This window comes from Bacteroides sp. Marseille-P3684, from assembly GCF_900291465.1.
GTDB lineage: Bacteria > Bacteroidota > Bacteroidia > Bacteroidales > Bacteroidaceae > Phocaeicola_A.
Map to the genome: position 1 here is coordinate 1,934,854 of NZ_LT985808.1, position 19,265 is coordinate 1,954,118.

At 50.7% G+C, this 19,265-nt stretch carries 16 protein-coding genes and 1 tRNA gene; 11 read left to right on the plus strand and 6 right to left on the minus strand.

What is annotated here, in order from left to right:
- Positions 1-299: 299 nt before the first annotated feature.
- Positions 300-1,277, plus strand: coding sequence for a dihydroorotate dehydrogenase-like protein (locus C8275_RS07475; RefSeq protein WP_106484673.1), 978 nt, complete (start codon positions 300-302; stop codon positions 1,275-1,277).
- Positions 1,278-1,445: 168 nt separating this feature from the next.
- Positions 1,446-3,140 carry a glycosyltransferase family 39 protein gene (locus tag C8275_RS07480; RefSeq protein ID WP_199881901.1) on the plus strand — a complete coding sequence of 565 codons (1,695 nt, stop codon included), beginning with the start codon at positions 1,446-1,448 and terminating at the stop codon, positions 3,138-3,140.
- Positions 3,141-3,235: 95 nt separating this feature from the next.
- Here C8275_RS07480 and C8275_RS07485 read toward each other — a convergent pair whose 3' ends face one another.
- Genes C8275_RS07485 through C8275_RS07495 form a run of 3 tightly spaced genes read right to left on the minus strand, consistent with a single transcriptional unit; the run spans position 3,236 to position 5,280 of the window.
- Complete coding sequence (locus C8275_RS07485) at positions 3,236-3,904, minus strand: RluA family pseudouridine synthase (RefSeq protein WP_106484674.1); 669 nt, start codon at positions 3,902-3,904, stop codon at positions 3,236-3,238.
- Positions 3,905-3,909: 5 nt separating this feature from the next.
- Entirely contained in the window at positions 3,910-4,656 is a 747-nt protein-coding gene (gene fabG / locus C8275_RS07490) for a 3-oxoacyl-[acyl-carrier-protein] reductase (RefSeq protein ID WP_022385997.1), read from the minus strand.
- A 36-nt stretch (positions 4,657-4,692) separates the two neighbouring features.
- A complete protein-coding gene (locus C8275_RS07495; RefSeq protein ID WP_022385998.1) occupies positions 4,693-5,280 on the minus strand; it encodes a TetR/AcrR family transcriptional regulator in 588 nt (195 codons plus the stop codon).
- Positions 5,281-5,605: 325 nt separating this feature from the next.
- On the opposite strand from C8275_RS07495, the gene C8275_RS07500 reads away from it, so the two are divergent.
- Positions 5,606-5,678 (plus strand) — tRNA-Met (locus C8275_RS07500).
- 105 nt (positions 5,679-5,783) lie between these two features.
- On the opposite strand, the gene C8275_RS07505 is transcribed toward C8275_RS07500, so the two are convergent.
- Positions 5,784-7,592, minus strand: a complete 1,809-nt coding sequence (locus C8275_RS07505; RefSeq protein ID WP_106484675.1) for a DNA polymerase III subunit gamma/tau — start codon at positions 7,590-7,592, stop codon at positions 5,784-5,786.
- Positions 7,593-7,709: 117 nt separating this feature from the next.
- On the opposite strand from C8275_RS07505, the gene C8275_RS07510 reads away from it, so the two are divergent.
- The 3 genes from C8275_RS07510 (at position 7,710) to C8275_RS07520 (ending at position 9,167) form a co-directional block, all read left to right on the plus strand.
- Positions 7,710-8,012 carry a septum formation initiator family protein gene (locus C8275_RS07510; RefSeq protein WP_106484676.1) on the plus strand — a complete coding sequence of 101 codons (303 nt, stop codon included), beginning with the start codon at positions 7,710-7,712 and terminating at the stop codon, positions 8,010-8,012.
- A gap of 4 nt (positions 8,013-8,016) precedes the next feature.
- On the plus strand, positions 8,017-8,361 hold the full coding sequence (locus C8275_RS07515) for a hypothetical protein (protein WP_106484677.1): 345 nt from the start codon (positions 8,017-8,019) through the stop codon (positions 8,359-8,361).
- 98 nt (positions 8,362-8,459) lie between these two features.
- Positions 8,460-9,167, plus strand: a complete 708-nt coding sequence (locus C8275_RS07520; protein ID WP_106484678.1) for a DUF4369 domain-containing protein — start codon at positions 8,460-8,462, stop codon at positions 9,165-9,167.
- 30 nt (positions 9,168-9,197) lie between these two features.
- Here C8275_RS07520 and C8275_RS07525 read toward each other — a convergent pair whose 3' ends face one another.
- Together C8275_RS07525 and C8275_RS07530 are read right to left on the minus strand one after the other, a co-directional pair.
- Positions 9,198-12,557: an AAA domain-containing protein gene (locus C8275_RS07525; RefSeq protein ID WP_106484679.1), complete on the minus strand. Its 3,360-nt coding sequence runs from the start codon at positions 12,555-12,557 to the stop codon at positions 9,198-9,200.
- Positions 12,558-12,564: 7 nt separating this feature from the next.
- The gene (locus C8275_RS07530; protein WP_106484680.1) at positions 12,565-13,953 is read right to left on the minus strand and encodes a transporter substrate-binding domain-containing protein; all 1,389 of its coding nucleotides are present in this window, start codon (positions 13,951-13,953) and stop codon (positions 12,565-12,567) included.
- A gap of 147 nt (positions 13,954-14,100) precedes the next feature.
- Here C8275_RS07530 and C8275_RS07535 point away from each other — a divergent pair, with 147 nt between their 5' ends.
- The 5 genes from C8275_RS07535 to hisB all read left to right on the plus strand — a co-directional run bounded on the left by C8275_RS07535 (position 14,101) and on the right by hisB (position 19,241).
- Positions 14,101-14,574 carry a PaaI family thioesterase gene (locus C8275_RS07535; RefSeq protein WP_106625764.1) on the plus strand — a complete coding sequence of 158 codons (474 nt, stop codon included), beginning with the start codon at positions 14,101-14,103 and terminating at the stop codon, positions 14,572-14,574.
- A gap of 344 nt (positions 14,575-14,918) precedes the next feature.
- A complete protein-coding gene (hisG, locus tag C8275_RS07540; protein WP_022386006.1) occupies positions 14,919-15,770 on the plus strand; it encodes an ATP phosphoribosyltransferase in 852 nt (283 codons plus the stop codon).
- A complete protein-coding gene (hisD, locus tag C8275_RS07545) occupies positions 15,770-17,053 on the plus strand; it encodes a histidinol dehydrogenase (protein WP_106625765.1) in 1,284 nt (427 codons plus the stop codon). The genes hisG and hisD overlap by 1 nt, the downstream gene beginning before the upstream one ends.
- An 18-nt stretch (positions 17,054-17,071) precedes the next feature.
- On the plus strand, positions 17,072-18,112 hold the full coding sequence (gene hisC / locus C8275_RS07550) for a histidinol-phosphate transaminase (protein ID WP_106484681.1): 1,041 nt from the start codon (positions 17,072-17,074) through the stop codon (positions 18,110-18,112).
- A gap of 10 nt (positions 18,113-18,122) precedes the next feature.
- On the plus strand, positions 18,123-19,241 hold the full coding sequence (hisB, locus tag C8275_RS07555) for a bifunctional histidinol-phosphatase/imidazoleglycerol-phosphate dehydratase HisB (RefSeq protein WP_106484682.1): 1,119 nt from the start codon (positions 18,123-18,125) through the stop codon (positions 19,239-19,241).
- Positions 19,242-19,265: the final 24 nt, after the last annotated feature.

Here is a 19,265-nt window from a genome sequence, read left to right on the forward strand (position 1 = left end):
TCCGTTCGAAAGAGACATCCACTGTCACAAATTCTTGCTTGACAAACCGAGCTATGATTGTGCTTCCGGCATGGACGAAATACGTACCAACCTGGGACAGGGAGTGTTCACCCCGAATTTTGAAGATGAATGGAGACGGCTGGAGTTAGTCTTGCAAAAAGATGCTTCCGAGAGGGTGTAAAAATCCATCGGCTGCGTACGCATTCTTTATTATTGTTGTACCTTTGCAGCATAGCGCGGTGGGCGGTTGACCCGTAAGCCCGCTCACAGAAAGACTTAAGAACTAAAAAGCTCAAATAATGGAAAGACTGAAAACCACCTTTGCCGGACTGGACTTGAAGAATCCGTTCATTGTCAGCAGTTCGGGATTGACCGATAGTGCCGAGAAGAACCGTCAGCTGGAGCAGGCGGGGGCAGGCGCCATCGTCCTTAAATCGCTTTTCGAAGAACAGATCATGTGGCAGGCCGCCCATCATGCAGCCGAGACGGACTACCCCGAGGCGGGTGACTACTTGCAGGGCTACCTTCGTGCCCACTACCTGGATGAATATACCCGTCTGGTGAAAGAGACCAAGAAGGTATGCACGATTCCTGTGATCGCCAGCATCAACTGCTACACGGACCGCGAATGGGAAGAGTATGCCAAGGTGATCGAACAGGCCGGAGCGGATGCTATCGAGCTGAACCTGATGGCGCTCCAGGCATCCGTGGATTATCAATACGGTTCCTTTGAACAGCGTCACATTGATATCCTGAAACACGTGAGGGAGCAGGTGCATGTGCCGGTCATCGTCAAGCTCGGAAGCAACCTGACGAATCCCGTGAAGCTCATCGCACAGCTTCAAGCCAACGGGGCAGCAGCCGTGGTGTTGTTCAACCGCTTCTATCATACGGATATTGACATCGACAAGCTGGAATATACTGCCGGCCACGTGCTCAGTCACGAGAGTGAGCTTGCCAACTCCCTGCGTTGGATAGGCATTGCCTCCGGAGCAGTGGGACGCATAGACTATGCGGCATCCGGAGGTGTGACTTCCGGACGGGACATCGTCAAGAGTATCCTGGTGGGTGCTTCAGCTGTGGAAGTATGCAGCGCACTGTATAAGGAGGGTGCAAAAGCCATTTATCCCATGCTGGAAGCCATGCGCGACTGGATGGCACTGCACGGTTATGAGACCGTCGGCCAGTTCAAGGGCATGATGGCTGCCAAGGACCCCGAGCAGGTGAATGCCTTTGAGCGCACGCAGTTCATGAAATATTTCGGTGAAAAGAAATAAATGTACTTACTCTTTTTTACGCAGACGACGCGGATGACGCAGGTTGTGCAGTCCCTGAAACAATCTCGGGAGATGAACCTTGCATCATCCGCGTTGTCGGTATCTGAGAGGGACGGCATGCGATGTGTCCCCGTGTACAGACAGTGTCTAACTCAATCTATCGTGTAAATGAAAAATAAAACATTCTTATTGATTCTTCTCTGCGTCTGCATCGTTACGGTGTTCCCCTTCCTGGGGGAAACCTTGTTCCAAAGCAAGGGGGAGCCGCGTGAAGCCATTGTGGCAGTGTCGATGCTCCAGACGGACAACTGGATTCTCCCCATCAACAATGGTGGAGATATCGCCTACAAACCCCCGTTCTTCCATTGGTGTATCGCAGCCTTCTCAACCCTTGCCGGACAGGTGACGGAATATACCTCGCGGTTGCCGTCAGCGCTTGCCATGATTCTGATGGTCGTCTGTGTCTACTTGTTTTATTCCCGCCGGCGAGGAACGGAAGTGGCATTGGTGACAGCTCTGGTCACCCTTACAGCTTTTGAGGTGCATCGTGGCGGATGGGCCTGTCGCGTGGATATGGTGTTGACACTCTTCATCGTGCTTGCCTTGCTGCAGCTCTTCCGTTGGCAGGAGAGGGGCGGACGCGGTTTCCCCTATTGGGCGGTGCTGTGGATGAGCTGTGCGACGTTGACCAAAGGTCCGGTAGGCATCATCCTGCCTTGTCTGGTGACAGGAGTATTCATGCTTCTCAGAGGACGCCGCTTCTGGTATGCGGTCGGTAAGATGGCTGTGATTGCCGTGGCGTCCTGTGTGTTGCCGGCGGTGTGGTATATTGCGGCCTACCAACAGGGAGGGGAGGAATTCTTCAATCTGGTGATGGAAGAGAATTTCGGGCGTTTCATGGGCAAGATGAGCTATGAGTCGCACGTGCATGGCATGCACTATAATTTCATCACGGTCCTGTCGGGGTATGTGCCATACACCTTGTTGCTTGTCATGGCATTGCCGTGGGCGATCCGTCGGTTGCGTGCCTGGCAACGTCCGAAGCATTGGTGGCAGTCGTTCAAGACTTATATCCGGGAAATGGATGAGGCGCGGCTTTTCTCCCTGTTGAGCATTGTTCTTATCTTCGTGTTCTACTGCATTCCCAAGAGCAAGCGCAGCACCTACCTTCTTCCCATTTATCCCTTCCTCGCTTATTTCCTGGCAGAGTTCCTGCTTGGGTTGTCGGGCAGACGGTCGCCGTTGTTGCGTGCCTATGGCGTCATACTGTCTGTTGTCGCTTTTCTGCCGATGCTTGCCTTTTTCCTCATTAAAGGCGGTGTGGTGTCCAAGTTCATCCCGGCTGATAAGGCAGAGTCAAGCTTTGGGCTGATTGTCCATATTATGGAGACTACGCCGATTGACTGGATACATTGGGTCTACATCGTACTTCCCGTCGTGGCAATCTTTATTTTCGTGAAGTATGTAAGGGAGAAGCGCGCCTTGCTTTATCCCGTGTTGGGACTTGTCTTCACCATCTATATCTCGCTCGATTCGGTCTACCAGCCGGAGGTGATGAATGCCAAGTCGGACAAGCCCATTGCGGAAGACATCCGTGCGCAAGTGCCAGAAGGTAATTTATACAGTTACATTTCCATTGATATGATGCGTTACTTCACGGTGAATTTCTATCTGGACAACCGGGTACTCCAGTTTGAGAACGAGCAGCCGCGTGAAGGCTACCTGCTGATTGGTCCGAATGACTATGAATCATTTGTCAAACGTCATACGAACTATGAGTTTGAAGAGGTATACCGCAGTGTGAAGAAGAGCTGTGATACGAAGCAACCGATTGTGATGTATCGTTTCCGGATGAAGCATTAGCCCCAATCGGTCTAATGACCGATTGGGAATTAAGGGAGAATATATGATGATACTAAAAAAGGTAATGTGACGTCCATTCACATTACCTTTTTTATTTAGGATTGAAAACCTTTCCACAGATTGCCTTCCGGCAAGGGGGCCTCCAGCTCAATCAGCTCCTTGGAGACAGGATGTATGAAGCTCACCCGACGTGCATGCAGGCAGATGCTTCCATCGGGGTTGGAACGGGGAAATCCGTATTTCAAATCTCCCTTGATGGGACATCCGATCTTTGCCAGTTGGCAACGTATCTGGTGATGGCGCCCTGTCTTCAAATCAACTTCCAGCAAGAAGTAATTATCCGAATGGCCAATGAGCTTATAGTGCAGGATGGCTTTCTTCGCTCCGGGCTTCTCACGGTCGTATGCATACGATTTGTTCTGTTTCTCGTTACGCACCAGGTAATGCTCCAGAGTTGCTTCGGTCTCTTGTGGGCAATTCTTCACAATCGCCCAATACGTCTTGTGTACATCACCATTCTTGAACATCTCGTTCAAGCGTGCCAGTGCCTTGCTGGTCTTGGCAAACACCACAAGTCCGCTTACCGGACGGTCAAGGCGGTGGGTTACACCGATGAACACATTCCCGGGTTTATTGTATTTCTCCTTCAGGTAATGTTTCACCAGTTCTGATAGCGGTGTATCCCCCGTTTTGTCTCCCTGGACAATTTCAGAAGCCGTTTTGCTGACGACAATGATGTGGTTGTCTTCGTAGATGACTTTCATGCAGCTTACATGTTCATGCCGCCATCCACCTGGATTACCTGTCCGCTGACATAGGAAGACATGTCGGAAGCCAGGAAGGTAGCAATGTTTGCTACATCTTCAGGGGTACCTCCACGACGGAGAGGAATCTTCTTGCACCATTCGGCCTTTACTTCCTCAGACAGCTTGGCCGTCATATCGGTAATGATGAATCCCGGAGCGATGGCGTTGGCGCGGATGCCACGTGAACCCAACTCTTGTGCGATGGATTTTGCCAAGCCGATCATTCCAGCTTTGGAAGCTGAGTAGTTGCACTGTCCGGCATTGCCATGTACACCGACAACTGAGGCCATGTTGATGATGCTTCCTGATTTCTGACGCATCATGATGGGTGTGCACGCATGAATGAAGTTGAAGGCAGATTTCAAGTTCACGGCGATTACCGCATCCCATTGAGCCTCGCTCATACGCATCATCAGACCATCTTTGGTAATACCTGCATTGTTCACCAGGATATCCACCGAACCAAAATCCTCTTTGATTTGGTTGACAACTTTCTCGGTCTCTTCAAAGTTGGCAGCGTTGGATGCATAACCCTTCACTTTCACGCCAAAAGCGGCAATTTCTTTTTCTGTATTTTGCCCGTTTTCGTCAATCACCAAGTCAGTAAAAGCAATGTTTGCACCTTCAGCTGCAAACTTCAGTGCAATCGCCTTGCCAATGCCGCGTGCAGCACCGGTCACGATTGCAGTCTTTCCAGTTAGTAAACCCATAGTTTTTCGTATTTATTAGTGATAAGTAATTCTTGTTCATTCCATTTTTCCCAAAGCTCCGAAGACCAGCTTCTCAACGCATCTTTTACTCTCTTCGTCAGGGACTCCGTCTCCAATCAGTCCACGGATGTATGGGATTTCAATGCCTTTGATGGAATAGTGCAGGATATCTGCCACCAGGTTGACATTCTCTATATGAAATACCCCTTTTTCATTTCCTTCTGTCAGGATGTCCCTGTATAGCTGGATTTCCTGTTTGTCGAATTCTTTCCGGCATGTTTCCACAGTCCAGATATCGCGGAAGAAGGATGCTTTGAGTGTTCCGTTGCGGTAAACCACTTCCTTCACAATACTCAAGCGGGTATAAATGAGCTCCAGGATCTTTTCGTCGGGTGGGATGTTCTTGACAACTACCGTTTTCATTTCTTCAGAAAGTCGGTTCAGTTCTGATTCTATGACGGCCCAGTAAATGTCTTCCTTGCTTTTGAAATAAGTATATAAGGTACGTCTTCCCTTTTTGGAAGCCAAAGCAATGTCATTCATCGTGGTGTCATCTACTCCTTTCCTGGCAAACAACTGTCTTGCCACCTCGACTAAAAGATTCCTTGTTTTAGATATCGCCATAGAGAATTCCCTTCCGTATACTTATTATTAATGTAAATCATTGGCGAAAATAGTACATTTCTTTTTATTTACAAAAGGATTGTGGATATTCTTCTCGCTTTCTTCAGAATGGAAGTTATAGTCCGATTACGCTTCTTCAGTGAGGCTCTGGTGGAAAAACAGACAAAAAAATCTCATGAATATTCAACTGCTAATTTGTTGTTTATTAGTGTTCTATCGATGTTGTATTTAAAAAGCTGCAAAAAAAGTGCTGCAAATGTTTGCTAGTAACAAAAAAAGCCGTACCTTTGCATCGCAATTGAGAAACAAAGCAATTGATAAACATCGCGGAGTGGAGCAGTTGGTAGCTCGTTGGGCTCATAACCCAAAGGTCGTCTGTTCGAGTCAGGCCTCCGCAACTAAAATGAGGATAGATTGTTAGAAATGACAATTTATCCTTTTTTTGTTTTGGTCTTGTCTGATGAGCCGGGAGCGGGGCGGCTCAGTGGCTCAGGGATAGCGTATCAGGAGAACTCCAGTCCGAATGCTTCGCGCAAAAGTTGCAAATTAGGATTTTTCTGGTTCATCATTTGGAACTGTTCCACGCGGTTGTATGCCTTGGTGAGTTCCTGAGGCGTACTGATACGCACCGTCATGGTGATTTTTGAGTTATGAAGCTGTTTGCGCAAATGTGCTTGTATTTGCGGTATCATATCCTTCATGTATTTTTCAACAATTTCATTGTCAACCATTACCTCGAACGTTGTGTCATTCAGCAGGTGAGGAGTCATGGCTTTCATGCGTCCGGCATTGGCCGCTTCTTCTACCGGCAGGAGATTGGCGTATTCAAACCAATAAAAACGGAGGTCTTTCTCATTAAAGATGTAATCCTCCTGAACGGTAGCCGGGGTAGTCGTAGTTGCAGGCTGCTGTTTTTCGGCTGTAGACGCCGGGTGTGGACTTTTAATAGAGACTCCTAAATTACCAAATTTCACCTTCGGAATCTTGTTCTCGGCTTTTGACTCAGGGGTAGGAGCCTGGTGTTGGGACGATTGTGCTTGTTGAGGCTGTGTGGCAGCCGATGCCGGACCAGACTGTGAAACATGTGCAGGTTTGGTCGGCGCAGTCTGTTGAACCGATGAGGTGGCTGCCGGCGCTGAGGGTTGCGTGGCAGCCTGTTTAGTGAATATGGGTTTTAATGCTCGTGTAGGGCATTGCCCCACACCAGGCGCTTCGTCGTCACTGGTGAGTTGTGCCAACTGTATGAGCGTCAGTTCTACAAGGAGGCGCTTGTTCTTACTGATACGGTAGTTCAAGTCACAGTCGTTACAAAGCTTCATGGCCCGGTAGAGGAACTTGGGGGCACAGCGCAAGGCTTGTTCCTGATATCGTTGACGGACACTGTCGCTTACTTCCAGCAGAGGCAGGGTCACCTGATCACGACTGACCAGCAGGTCGCGGAAGTGTGCTCCCAGTCCGGTGATGAAATGGCTTCCGTCGAATCCTTTGCTGAGAATTGTGTTGAAGAGCATCATGGCATCGGACACTTTATTCCCAAGAATCAGATCGGTCATCTGGAAGTAATATTCGTAATCCAGTACGTTCAAGTTGGCGATGACACTCTTGTAAGTAACATTGCCTTGTGTGAAACTGACAACCTGATCAAAGATGGAGAGTGCGTCACGCATGCCACCATCTGCTTTTTGTGCAATTACGTTCAAAGCTTCAGGCTCTACCTGTATGTTCTCCTTTTGTGCCACATAGAGCAGGTGTTCGACCGTATCGTTGACACTGATGCGGTTGAAATCGTAAATCTGGCATCGGGAGAGGATAGTCGGGAGAATCTTGTGCTTTTCTGTGGTAGCAAGGATGAAGATGGCATGATGGGGAGGCTCTTCCAATGTTTTCAGAAAAGCATTGAATGCAGCTTGTGACAGCATGTGCACCTCGTCAATGATATAGACCTTATAGTTGCCTATTTGAGGCGGAATGCGTACCTGTTCGATGAGCGAACGTATATCTTCTACCGAGTTGTTTGAGGCGGCATCCAGCTCATGGATGTTGAAGGAGCGTTGTTCGTTGAAGGCACGGCACGATTCGCATTCGTTGCAGGCTTCGCCCTCCGGTGTCAGGTGCAGGCAGTTGATCGTCTTGGCAAAGATGCGGGCACACGTGGTTTTCCCGACGCCGCGAGGACCACAGAAAAGATAGGCATGCGCCAGTTTCTGCGTGAGGATTGCATTCTTGAGCGTGGTGGTCAGCGCTTTCTGCCCGACAACGGAGTCAAACGTTGCAGGACGATATTTTCGGGCTGATACAATATAGTTTTCCATCCAAATGGCAATTTTAGTCTAAGTTGGTTGCAAATGTACATTAAATAAATTGTTTTTATAGCTTCTTCCTCTCGAAAACTTTCTATCTTTGCAAGGATTTAAAATGGCAAATCTGTTATGAATAAATTAGTTAGGGGATGGAACTTCATCCGCCGACATAAATACCTGATTACTACTGTTGCTTTCGTTATTGTGATTGGTTTCATTGACGAAAACAACCTGATACGCCGTGCCAAATATCAATATGAGATCATTACGCTCCGTAAGGAAATCAACCATTATCGGGAAATGTTTGAACGGGATACGGAGCGGTTGGATGAACTGCAATCCAGCCCTGACGGAATTGAGAAGGTGGCACGTGAACGCTATCTGATGAAGTCGCCCGATGAGGATATTTACATTTTTGAAAAGACTGAATGAACGTATGAATAAAAAGCTTCTTGGTTACATGGCTGCGGTGGGAGCCGTGTTGATTTTAATTGGTGCCGGGTCATATATTACCGGCTGGTTGCTTTCTCCCTATCTGTATACGGTGGGTGCCGTGTTGTTTGCCATCGCACAGTTAATGTCACGTTACGAAGGAAACAACCTGGTGATTCGTCGGTTGCGACGTCAGCAGATATTTGGTGCACTGTTGCTTTTGGTTACTTCGGTCTGCATGTTTACCCTGCATCGTAATGAATGGATTGTCTGTTTGACCATAGCCGCTATTTTAGAACTTTATACAGCCTTTCGCATACCTGCTGAGATGGAGAAGGAAAAATTTTAATTAGACCTAAATGTGTAGGGATTATTTTAATTAATAATAAAAACTTTCTGCCTCTATTCGAATGGTTGTACTTTTGTCGCTCCAAATGAATTGTATTTATGGAACATGGAGTTATGAATAAATATCTGTTACTTTCGTTGGTGCTTTTGCTATTGACCTCATGCAATAAATATAAGATTGAAGGTTCTGCTTCGGATGCCGGCCTGGATGGAAGGATGCTTTATGTGAAGGTCCTGAATGCCGACAAAGTGTGGCATAGCATAGATTCTTGCGAGGTCATTCATGGGGAGTTCTCCATGAAAGGAGAGGCTGACTCGACGATGATGGCTACTTTATTCATGGACAACATGGCAATTCTGCCACTGGTCGTTGAGAAGGGTACGATGAAAGTGACCATGAGCGGCACTGAAACCAAGGTGGATGGTACACCGCTGAATGAGAAGCTTTATGATTTTCTCCATAAACAAAGTGAATTGGAAAACAAGGTACAGGAACTCTTTCATAAGGAGAGCCAGATGATTCTGAACGGTGAGAACCCGGACGAGGCTCATGAAATGGTAAACCGTGAAGGCAAGAAATTGTCCGATGAAATGAGTAAACTGGTTGTTGACTTCATTACGGGCAATTTTGACAACGTATTGAGTGTCGGAGTGTTTGCCTTGATTGCCAGTAATATGCCCTATCCGGTGGTGACTCCTGAAATTCAACAAATCATGGATAAGGCACCCGCTTCGTTCAAAGAGCACTTCTTGGTGAAGGAGTTTATGTCTGTCGCTCAGGAAAACATGGAGCGTATGAACGAATAATTTTCCTGTCTATTATCTTTTTTTATCTGGTTAGGGCACAATACCTTCATAGGGCGTCAGTGTGCTCAGGAAATCCCGGTAGATGTCATTCTGTATCAATAAATCATAGTTTCCGGTTAGAAAGAATTGCTTTTTGGCTCGCGTAATGGCGACGTTCAGTTTGCGATCAATCCATAGCTCGCCATCACGGACGGGTACGCTGAGTATGTCCAGCTGATAGCGTTGGCTGATGGTCGTAGAGTAAATAATGATGTCGCGTTGGCTTCCTTGATAACGTTCCACGGTATCAATGGTGATTTCGTCGGCTTCCGGAATATCCATTTTGCGCAATTCGTGGCGGATAAGAGCTATCTGGTTGCGGAAGGGCACAATGATGCCGATACGTTCCTTCGCATGGAAGGGAAGCAGATTGGTCCGGCATAACGCGTGGATGCTTTGCACCAGAGAGGCGGTGATGTGGGCTTCTTCCCGATTGATTTTATTGGAGTCGGCTGCCGGAGGTGTATGGGATGCCATGAATCCCGTGCGGGTATGAGCTACGAAATACTGCAAGGGATGCGTTTCGGCTGTGGGGCATAGACCGAATTCCAGTTCTGCTGTCTGGTGAGGAACAGGGACAATCCCCAGTCTGCCTCCATAGAAATGACGGTTTGCAAAGTCGCTGATGGCAGGGTGCATGCGTCCTTGCCGGTTGAGCATTGCCACAATGCCTTCCATCGGATGTATCTGTTGTAGATGATAGAGCCGTTCAAAGAAGGAGTTGCGTCGGTCGGTCAGCCCAATGGCATGCAGGGCGGGGTCATGGACCTTGGAATCTTTCTCTGATTGAAGTACGACGGCAGGCAGCTGTTTGTGGTCCCCGACCAGGATAAACTTATTGATGGCACATTGCCCGGTTCCGTTGTGGGCACAGAGGATGCCCAGCAGCTGCGGTTCCAGAATCTGGGAGGCTTCGTCGATGATGGCAACCTGAAACTGTTTGAGCTTGAACAGGTCCGCTTTACCCATGACGGACGCTGTCGTTCCGACAAAGATATGGATGTTCTCAATGGCTTGGCGTATCATTCCACGGTTCGGGCACGATGCAATGACGTTCTGCAGCAGGCGGGGATGGAAACGCTGTTCGCAGGAAAGGCTGCTACCGATGCGCACATAGTCGGGTGTATCGGCGATACTTTCCAGCATCTCGCAGATTTCATCGACGGCACGGTTGGTGTAGGAGAGGAGCAGGATGTTATAACCGGGTTCGGAACAGAACTCCTCTACCATGCTTTTCAAGGCAACCGAGGTTTTGCCTGTACCGGGAGGACCGATAAGGAGGAAATAGTCCTCTGCTTGCTTGGCTTGCAGAACAATCTGGTCGATTTGTTCATTCTTGTAATGTCCGTTGAGGGTACGCTGGCAGCATATTCCCGGCTTCCGCAGTCCCAAAATGAGCTGACGACGCGATTCAGGGGCGGTGAGGAATGTGTACAGTCCCTGATACAGGTTATTAAAGGAGCTGTCCATGAAGTCGTGCTCCAAGGCATACAGGCTGCCTGACGAAAATACTTGGGTGTTCCGTTGTTTGTGGCGTAGTCGCAGACATACCTCATGATCGTTGATGGACTCGATGTTGCCTCGGAATACCTGACGGTTGGTGGCGTTATCGGTATCGGCATTCCGTTCGTAGAGCAGGACGATATCTCCCTGACGGAAGTTGGGCAGAAAACTTTCGTCGTAGTCCGGTACGGATAGGGCAATCAGTTCGATGCCTTCGTTGTCTTCCATGCGGATGATGCGCAAGTCGGTCAGGATGTTTCCTCCGGCTTGTTTGGTGGACAGACTGGCATTCCACAGGTCGGAGAATCCTCGGGAAGAATCCGGCTGCGAGTCTCCGGTCTTTGACAGGAATTGTTCCTTGGCAATGAAGGTGAGGAAGTGGTTGAAGTAGGCTGCCACTGTCCCTTGCATGGCTTCGAGGGGTGCCAGTTGCCGGGCAAGCTTGGGGCGTTGCCACTGTACCCAGAGTTTGGAGGTGTCTCCATTCTCATTGAGGTTCTCCGGAGTCAGCTGGGACAGCACTTTGTCAGGATGGCCGTTTTTAATCAGCAGTTCGTTACCGACGATGCGGTTACGCAGGTCGATGGCACGCTGTATTTGTGCTTTAGAACTTCGTTCAAGGAACAGTTTCGGGTAGACCGAGTAGAAGAGGAACGAGTGTACTTCTTCCCGCGGAATGTCCAGGTTGTAATAAAGTACCTCCTTGTACAGGGCCATTTGCAGGGCATGGCTTTCCTTGGAGCGTTGTTCGCCGCCCCATTCCTCCGCTTTCCCGGATTTCAGTTCGATGAGGTTTCTTCCATCGCTTTGCAGCAGGTCCATGCGCCCCTGAAGTCCCAGGCTCTCGCACAAAAAGGAAGGTTCCAGGACTGCTCGGTTCTTGTCGATGCGGCATTCGCGGGTGATGAATGACTGGGCAACTGTCCGGTGGATATGGTTGAACTGCATGTGGGCACGTGTGAAATAGTCCTGCTGGATATCCGGACAAGTACAGTATTCCATGACATTGGCACGGAATGCCTTCTGGATGGAACTCTCAAAAGTAGCGGGAGACTCGGGACGTTCGTTCACACAGTCGTCTAGGAACTGATTGGCTGCATTACCTAATAAGGTATAAAAGGAAGTCTCCCGTGGAATGAGTTTATTGACCAGGTATTGCAACGGACTGCTTCCGTAGTTGGTGTAGCAGGCAGCCAGCGCGCTGATGTCTATCAGGTAGTCCGGTTCAAAGACAATGATTTCCGGAGACAGGACACCTGCTTCGTCGGTGTGTACTGCCAGCAGGTTGAGCTGGGCACCCTCGAACAGTTGAGTGCGGAGGGATTCGAAGGCTTCCGGGCAGATAACGGGAAACGGTTCGTCGGACGGGAAGGCTTCGTCGTAGGCATAGATGAAGTCCTGGTCCCAACGGACGACGACCACGCGCATCCGCTTGCGCTCTTCACTCTGATAGGTGGAGGTCGGCAGGGGTCTCCATTGCCGGGGCAGGTCGTGCAGCAGGCTTCCCGGAATCGCTTCGGAAGAGAGACGGCTGACCAGTTCGCAAAGGGCTTTCAGGTCGTAAAGATAGTCTTCTTCCGTAAGGGGGAAGGAGCGGGGGGACAGGCGTGTCTGTTGGGCCTGTTTCCCATGGATACGGAACACTTCGATAGCTTTGGAGGGAATCTCCCGCTGTTCGCAGAGATAGTGGAGTCGTGAGAACAAGTTGGAGAAATCGGCGGCGCTGTCAGCAGTGAGCTGCTTGCAGAGGCGGTCGAGCAAGGCATAGAGCCGGATATATTTTTCGCGTAGGGTTAAGTCGGAGCAATGGTAAAAGAGAATTTCTTCGAAGAGTTCGTTTCCTGTCATCGGTGAGTCAATGTTTAATCTTGTCTTTATAGAGTCTGTGTCGTTGGAGGATGTCTTTCACGAAGCGGCAGGTCTCTTCGCCGCGGAAGTATCCGTTCTTGCATACTTCGTCGTTGAAGTACCGTTCGTGACTTTTCAGCTTCAGGTATTTTTCTACGTTGTTTTTCCAGCATGTCGGGTCGGCACCATATTTTTTAGCAAGTGCCATGGCATCTTTGATGTGCCCTTCCCCTGCGTTGTAGGAGGCAAGGATGAACTTGATGCGTTCTTCCTTGTCACCAACAGAAGCAAAGCTCTTGTCCAGGCGTCCGATATAGACGACGGCTGCCTTGATGCTTTCTTCCGGGTCATCCTCCTTACCGGGAGGGACTCCCAGTATTCTTGCCGTTCGGGGCATCAGCTGCATCAGCCCCCTTGCTCCTGCCCATGAAACGACCGTCGGGTCAAAGTTCGATTCAGCGTAAGCCAGTGAGGCCAGTAACCGCCAGTCCCAGTCGATTCGCCTGGCATAGTGCCTGAACAGCGAGTCAAAACGTGAAATCTGTCCTTTCTTTACCGACAGGATGGAGCCGTGAGCAATGCGTTTGCTCTGTTCGAAGTAACGCTTGGCACTGCTCTGGTAGGCATTGGATGTCTTGTTGCGTTTGAACCATTCGTTGGCTGCTTGTGCCAGGAGCGGCTCATCTTTCCGGACGGCCCAGGAAGAACGTTGCACGAAGCTGACATTCAGACGGATGTCCAGGTTGGAATAGTAGGTCCGGTTGACCTTTGCCACTTCATTGTCGCAGATGGTGTAGTCTATCTGTCCCAATGCTACCTGTTCGATGAGGTCTTCTTCCGAGATACTGTCTTCGGTCACCGGATGGATGAGGATACCTCCTCCCAGTTCGTTGTTGAGATTCTCCAGCCGTTGCTGGTAGCGTCCCGGTTTGACATGGATGGTTTTGCCGGGCATCTCGGTCACGTCTTTCAGTGCATTCCGTCCGGCACGTTGAACCAGGACCTGATGGCTCAGGTTTTCTTCTCCGCAGAAGAGGATGCTGTCTTTCCGTTCATTGGTGACATTCAGGTTATAGGCAATGAGATCTCCTTCCCCTTGTTGCAGTTTGCGGATGAGTTCTTCCGGACTGTTGGCAACTTTCACCTTGAGCGTCACTCCCAGTGAGTCGGCGAACTGTCTGCACAGTTCATACTGGAATCCCATCGGCTCCCCGCGATAATTGAAGTAGGAGGTAGAGCTGTACAATGTGAGAGCGACCAGCTCACCCCTTTGTCGGATGGCCGGCAGGTCGGTGGTAGCTTCCGCATGGTCAGCCGTCTGTTGTCGGTTGGCACAGCCGGAGAGGAGCAGGAATAGCACACCGAGGAGTCCCGCAAAGAGCTTTTCTTTACACATGATTTGACCTTGTTTGCGTGCAAATATACCCCATTTGTTTCTATAACTGAGAATTTACGCTTAATTTTGTTTGCAAGAAATTTGGCAACAAGGCGGGCGTACGGACGGTTCGTTCGCTGAATTCTAACACTAGAGACTGTTATTATGATGAAGAAAATCCAGAATCCGTGGCTACATAAAGAGGGCTACAATTGTTTTGGCTGTGCGCCGGGTAATGCCTCCGGCCTGAAGATGGAGTTCTATGAAGACGGCGACGAGGTGGTGAGCGTATGGCATCCGGAGCCGCAATACCAAGGGTGGATTGACACGTTGCACGGCGGCATACAGGCGGTCTTGCTGGACGAGATTTGTGCCTGGGTGATTGTGCGTAAGTTGCAGACTACCGGCGTTACGTCCAAGATGGAGACCCGTTATCTGAAACCCGTATCGACGAATGACTGCCACCTGACCTTACGGGCACATATCAAGGAGGTACGCCGTAACCTGGTGACGTTGGAAGCCGGGTTGTACAATGAAGCCGGCGTGTTGTGCACCCAGGCTGTCTGCACCTACTTCACCTTTTCGAAGGAGAAGGCGGCAGAGATGGGCTTCCAGTCGTGCAAACTGGAAGAGGAGGAGTAAAGGAAGTTTCTTCCGCTTTCTGTACGGAGAAGCCGTGCATGGAGGCTTTCGGAAGCGGTTCCCGGACTATAAAATGACAGTCCGTATGGCTCGGATTTGATAATTTGAAAATAAAATCACTCTAAATGTTTGCATTTTCAAACGGAATGTCCTACTTTCGCCATCGAAACAATTGAGAAACGTATGAGAACAAACACTACATTCCATCATCATTGCCCTAACGAAGATTCTCGGTAGGCTGTGTTGTCGTATGTAGTCGTATGATAAAAAGATTTGAGAGGCTTACCCAACGGTAAGCCTTTTTTGTATCCATGCAATGATGTTAAACTAAATAGAAAAGAACTATGTTACGTATTGCCATTCAGTCCAAGGGCCGTTTGTTTGAAGACACCATGGCCTTGTTGCAAGAGGCAGGAATCAAATTGAGTACATCTAAACGAACCCTTCTGGTACAGGCTGCCAACTTCCCGTTGGAAGTACTGTTCCTGCGCGATGATGATATTCCGCAGACTGTTGCCGGAGGAGTTGCCGATCTGGGCATTGTGGGAGAGAATGAATTTGTAGAGCGGCAGGAAGATGCCGAGGTGGTGCGCCGCCTGGGGTTCAGTAAGTGCCGCCTGTCCCTGGCGATTCCCAAAGAGGAGGAGTACACGGATGTGTCGTGGTTTGAAGGGAAACGCATCGCCACGTCTTACCCTTGTATCTTGAAAGACTATATGAGTTCCAAAGGGGTTCATGCCGATATCCATGTGATTACAGGCTCTGTTGAGATAGCTCCGGGCATCGGACTGGCAAACGCGATTTTTGATATCGTCAGCTCGGGTTCGACGCTGATTAGCAATAACCTGAAGGAGGTGGAAGTCGTGATGCAGTCGGAGGCTGTACTGATAGCCAACCGTCAGCTGACGCCGGAAAAGAGGGACGTTCTGAAAGAGCTTCTGTTCCGCATCGAGGCTGTGAAAAGTGCGGAGGACAAACGGTACGTACTGATGAACGCCCCCAATGAACGGCTGAAGGAAATTATTGCAGTCCTGCCCGGCATGAAGAGCCCCACGGTGATGCCGTTGGCACAGGAGGGATGGAGCTCGGTACATACGGTGCTGGACGAGAAATGTTTTTGGGAGATTATTGGTAAACTGAAGTCGCTGGGTGCAGAGGGCATTCTGGTACTTCCGATTGAAAAGATGATATTATGATGAAAGTTATTCGTTATCCGGAACGCGCGGAGTGGACTTCCTTGCTGGAACGTCCGCACATTGATATGACAGCCTTATACGCTACGGTTAACACGGTACTGACGGATGTACGGACACGGGGTGACCGGGCAGTCTTGGATTATGAAGAGAAGTTCGACCGGGTGAGTCTGTCCTCTCTTCAGGTGACTGAAGCTGAGATGGAGGCAGCGGAGCAGCTGGTTCCCGAGGAACTGAAGGATGCCTTGCGACAGGCTGAGCGGAACATAGCGACCTTTCATGAGGCGCAGCGCTTTCAGGGAAAAAAGATTGAGACGGCTCCCGGTGTGGTGTGCTGGCAGAAGGCAGTCCCCATCGAGAAAGTCGGGTTGTACATACCGGGCGGAACGGCTCCGCTGTTTTCCACGGTCCTGATGTTGGCGGTGCCTGCCCGTCTTGCCGGATGCCGGGAGATTGTGCTCTGTACCCCGCCCGACAGGGAGGGAAGGGTCAATCCTGCCATTCTCTATGCCGCCCGCCTTGCCGGAGTACATCGTATCTTCAAGGCTGGAGGAGTTCAGGCAATCGGAGCCATGGCGTACGGGACGGAGACTGTCCCGAAGGTTTATAAGATATTCGGTCCCGGCAATCAGTATGTCATGGCGGCGAAGCAACAAGTGTCGCTTCATGAGGTAGCTATCGACATGCCTGCCGGTCCTTCGGAGGTGCTGGTTGTCGCCGATGAAAAAGCAAACCCGGTTTTTGTGGCAGCCGACCTGCTTTCACAGGCAGAGCACGGGGCAGACAGTCAGGTTCTCCTGGTGACGACGTCGGACCGGATGTTGGAACGCGTCCGGGAGGAAGTGCAGGTCCAGCTGGAGAAGTTGCCTCGTCGGGAACTGGCGGTCCGTTCGCTGGAGCACAGCAAGCTGATCCTGGTGTACAGCATGGAGGAGGCTATGGAACTGGCGAATGCCTACGCTCCCGAACACCTTATCCTGGAGGTGGAAGACTACACATCCCTGGCTGAGAAAGTAGTTAATGCCGGTTCTGTGTTCATGGGAGCTTATACGCCGGAGAGTGCGGGAGATTATGCTTCCGGCACCAACCATACATTGCCTACCAGCGGGTATGCCCGGGCTTACAGTGGCGTCAATCTGGACAGCTTCGTGCGTAAAATCACGTTTCAGGATTTGTCGCCCGAGGGTATACGCAACATTGGACCGGCGATTGAGAAGCTGGCGTCCGGTGAGCAGCTTGATGCACATAAGAATGCCGTGACCTTGCGGCTCTTGTCTTTACAATGAATTTAAACGACCAGTGACATGAGAACTTTAGACGAACTGACGCGGCCGAACATCCGAAGGCTGAAACCTTATTCTTCGGCACGCGATGAATATAAGGGGAAGACGGCGTCGGTCTTTCTGGATGCAAACGAAAACCCTTACAACCAGCCGTACAACCGCTATCCCGACCCTCTGCAGGGAGAGGTGAAGCAAGCCCTTTCAGCCGTGAAGGGGGTTGACCCTGACTCTATCTTCCTGGGTAACGGAAGTGATGAAGCGATAGACCTGCTGTTCCGGGCGTTCTGTGAACCGGCGTGTGACAACGTGGTAGCCATTGACCCGACATACGGCATGTATGAGGTTTGTGCGGCTATAAATAATGTAGAATACCGCAAGGTCCCGCTGGACGATGCTTTCCGCTTCCGTGTCGATGACATGCTCCGGAAGGCAGACGCGCAGACCAAGCTGATGTTCCTCTGTTCCCCGAACAATCCGACCGGCAACAGCCTGGACCGTGCGGAGATGGAACGCCTGCTCGATGCTTTCGACGGGTTGGTGGTGGTCGATGAGGCCTACATCGACTTTTCTTCCGGACCTTCCCTGCTGGGGCAACTGAAGGAGCGTCCGAATCTGGTTATCCTTCAGACCTTCTCCAAGGCATGGGGTTGTGCGGGAATCCGTCTGGGCATCGCCTGTGCACATCCGGAAGTGATAGCCATCCTGAACAAAATCAAGTATCCCTATAATGTCAACCTGCTGACCCAGCGCGAAGCACTTCACATGCTGCAGCAGCCGTTGCAGGTGCAGCAGTGGGTCGATGTGTTGCTGAAAGAGCGGGAACGGCTGATGGAAGCATTCGCCGGGCTGCCCTGTTGCCTGCAGGTGTACCCGACCGATGCCAACTTCTTTCTGGCGAAGGTGACCGATGCCAACGGTATTTATGCCCGCCTTGTGGAGCAGGGCATCATCGTGCGGAACCGTTCGCACATCACCCTTTGCGACAACTGTCTGCGCATCACGGTCGGCACGTCCGAGGAGAATGATGCCTTGCTGGAAGCCTTGTCCCATGAAGCCGTTTGAAGATAAGCCTATGAAAAAGAAAGTACTGTTTATTGACCGTGACGGGACGTTGGTCCTGGAACCTCCTGTCGATTACCAGCTGGATGCATATGAGAAGCTGCAGTTCTATCCGGGTGTCATCCGCAACCTGGCGTTCATCCGCCGGAAGCTGGACTTTGAGTTTGCCCTGGTCACCAACCAGGATGGACTGGGAACTCCTTCCTTCCCGGAAGAGACCTTCTGGGGAGTACATCGTCTGGTGATGCAGACGTTGGCAGGCGAGGGTATTGATTTTGACCGGGAGTTCATTGACCGTACGTTCCCGGAGGAGCACGCCCCGACGCGCAAGCCGGGGACAGCCATGCTGACGCGTTACTTTTCGGATGAATACGATTTGCCGGGCAGCTATGTCATCGGCGACCGCCTGACCGACGTGGAGCTGGCGAAGAATCTCGGGTGTCGTGCCATCTGGCTGCACGAGGGAGAGGAAGGACTCCCGGACGACCTGAAGGAGGTCTGTGTGCTGGCTACTCCCGACTGGGACCGTGTCGCAGAGTTCCTGTTCGCTGGTGAGCGGACGGCGACTGTTCACCGGGTGACGAAGGAGACGGATGTCTATGTACAGCTTGGGGTGGATGGAAGCGGACAGTGCGAGGTGTCGACCGGATTGGGATTCTTTGACCACATGCTGGAGCAGATAGCCCGGCATGGCAACATGGACCTGACCATCCGTGTCAAAGGAGACCTGCAGGTCGATGAGCACCACACCATTGAAGACACGGCACTGGCATTGGGTGAGTGTCTGCTGAAGGCGTTGGGTGACAAGCGGGGCATGGAACGTTACGGCTATTGCCTGCCGATGGACGACTGCCTGTGCCGGGTCGTACTGGACTTCGGGGGACGTCCGTGGCTGGTCTGGGAGGCGGAGTTCCGTCGCGAACGGATCGGGGAAATGCCGACGGAGATGTTTCTCCATTTCTTCAAGTCGCTCAGTGATGCCGCCCGGATGAATCTGAATGTCCATGCCGAGGGAACGAACGAACACCATAAGATTGAAGGAATCTTCAAGGCATTTGCCCGTGCATTGCGCATGGCTGTGCGACGCGACATCTACAACTACACGCTACCCTCTACAAAAGGTTGTCTATAAAGAGAGAAAGGGAAGAATGCAGTC

Coding starts and splice junctions, on each gene's coding strand:
- fabG (WP_022385997.1), bottom strand. CDS start 4,656: ATGGGTTTACTAACTGGAAAGACTGCAATCGTGACCGGTGCTGCACGC.
- hisG (WP_022386006.1), top strand. CDS start 14,919: ATGTTACGTATTGCCATTCAGTCCAAGGGCCGTTTGTTTGAAGACACC.
- C8275_RS07525 (WP_106484679.1), bottom strand. CDS start 12,557: ATGACAGGAAACGAACTCTTCGAAGAAATTCTCTTTTACCATTGCTCC.
- hisD (WP_106625765.1), top strand. CDS start 15,770: ATGAAAGTTATTCGTTATCCGGAACGCGCGGAGTGGACTTCCTTGCTG.
- C8275_RS07505 (WP_106484675.1), bottom strand. CDS start 7,592: ATGGAAAACTATATTGTATCAGCCCGAAAATATCGTCCTGCAACGTTT.
- C8275_RS07485 (WP_106484674.1), bottom strand. CDS start 3,904: ATGAAAGTCATCTACGAAGACAACCACATCATTGTCGTCAGCAAAACG.
- hisC (WP_106484681.1), top strand. CDS start 17,072: ATGAGAACTTTAGACGAACTGACGCGGCCGAACATCCGAAGGCTGAAA.
- C8275_RS07510 (WP_106484676.1), top strand. CDS start 7,710: ATGAATAAATTAGTTAGGGGATGGAACTTCATCCGCCGACATAAATAC.
- C8275_RS07475 (WP_106484673.1), top strand. CDS start 300: ATGGAAAGACTGAAAACCACCTTTGCCGGACTGGACTTGAAGAATCCG.
- C8275_RS07520 (WP_106484678.1), top strand. CDS start 8,460: ATGGAACATGGAGTTATGAATAAATATCTGTTACTTTCGTTGGTGCTT.
- C8275_RS07535 (WP_106625764.1), top strand. CDS start 14,101: ATGAAGAAAATCCAGAATCCGTGGCTACATAAAGAGGGCTACAATTGT.
- C8275_RS07495 (WP_022385998.1), bottom strand. CDS start 5,280: ATGGCGATATCTAAAACAAGGAATCTTTTAGTCGAGGTGGCAAGACAG.
- hisB (WP_106484682.1), top strand. CDS start 18,123: ATGAAAAAGAAAGTACTGTTTATTGACCGTGACGGGACGTTGGTCCTG.
- C8275_RS07480 (WP_199881901.1), top strand. CDS start 1,446: ATGAAAAATAAAACATTCTTATTGATTCTTCTCTGCGTCTGCATCGTT.
- C8275_RS07530 (WP_106484680.1), bottom strand. CDS start 13,953: ATGTGTAAAGAAAAGCTCTTTGCGGGACTCCTCGGTGTGCTATTCCTG.
- C8275_RS07515 (WP_106484677.1), top strand. CDS start 8,017: ATGAATAAAAAGCTTCTTGGTTACATGGCTGCGGTGGGAGCCGTGTTG.